The organism is bacterium (assembly GCA_024226335.1).
Lineage (GTDB): Bacteria > Myxococcota_A > UBA9160 > SZUA-336 > SZUA-336 > JAAELY01.
In genome coordinates, this window is sequence record JAAELY010000349.1 from 1 (window position 1) to 1185 (window position 1185).

A 1185-nucleotide genomic window follows, 5' to 3' on the forward strand; every position below is an offset into this window, starting at 1 on the left:
GCTCAGCGTCGAAACTCTGCTCTGCGACACGTTGCGCCCCATCGAGCAGGCGTTGCCCGACTCCCTCCTGGAGTACTCGGGCAAGGTGGACGTGTTGAAGACCGACATGTCGGTTCTGAAACACAGTCCCACACATCTCCTTCTGCGGCCTGAGTCTGCCGTCCTGGTCCAGAAACCTCCGAGGAGACGTTCTACGGCTGCGGAGGCAGAGGGCGCCGAAGCAAGCGACGGCAGCGAGGCCTTCGGCATTGACGTTGAGTCAGACGACGACGACTTTCCCAACGACGCGGACCTCTGGAGCGCTGCGTCTTCGGACGCAGAGAGGCAGGCGAACGATGACGGCGAGACGACCGAGGAGGAGCCCGAGGCGAGCGGCGGAGTTCCCGAGCAGTCGCAAGAGTTGGACTCGCGCGACGGCGAGGAACCCGCCGACGGGCCGCCCTTGCCGAGGAATCCGAAAGGTACCCACAAGGTGCCCTGGGAGTCACCGTATTTCACTTTGACGCACAACCCAAATTATGAGGAGATCCGCATCCGCGTCAAACCAACATGGCTCGACGACTCGGGCATGGGCCGGGCGCACGCACTGTCCAGGACCCTCGCCTGCAGCCACTTTCGAACTCACGAGTTCCCAGTTCGTTGCAGTTACATCGTTCTGCGCGCGTGGGCCTTGTGGCGTATGCAGCAGAACAAGTTCCTTGACAACGCGCCCAAAGCTCGGACGGATGCGTGGAGAATGGAGTGCGCAGACCTCAGGAGGGAGATTCGCGAGACTGACGCCGCCAGCAACGAGAACGCGTTGACTTTTTTGAGACAATGGGCGCCTGAGTGTCTGCCATAGAAATGATGCCGTCGGCCCCCTCGACCCGCCAGGAGGGGACTGGACAGTTTCTGTCGGATTCCCGCTTCTGAAACAGTGCGTCCGCAGAGCGAGGAACGATGGACGAGCGGAGAAGAGGGAAGAGTGAAGAGCGAGAAGGTAGAGGAGAGAGAGAGAGAGAGAGAGAGATAGAGAGAGAGTGTGTGAGAGAGCGATAGATGCTGGCTACGTGACCAGCGTTCGCCGACTTTTCTGGTTCGAGTCCCAGAGCGATTTGATTAGTGACAGTCGGATGATGCGTGGCCAGCAGTGCGACTCAGCGGAGGGTCCTGTATTCGGCCGCCAGACCGTTTACATTAATTATA

Annotated in this window: 1 protein-coding gene; it reads left to right on the plus strand. The window is 59.9% G+C overall.

From position 1 onward, the window contains the following. On the plus strand, positions 1-841 hold an 841-nt coding region (locus GY725_18220), incomplete at its 5' end, for a hypothetical protein (protein MCP4006123.1). Positions 842-1185 lie beyond the last annotated feature (344 nt).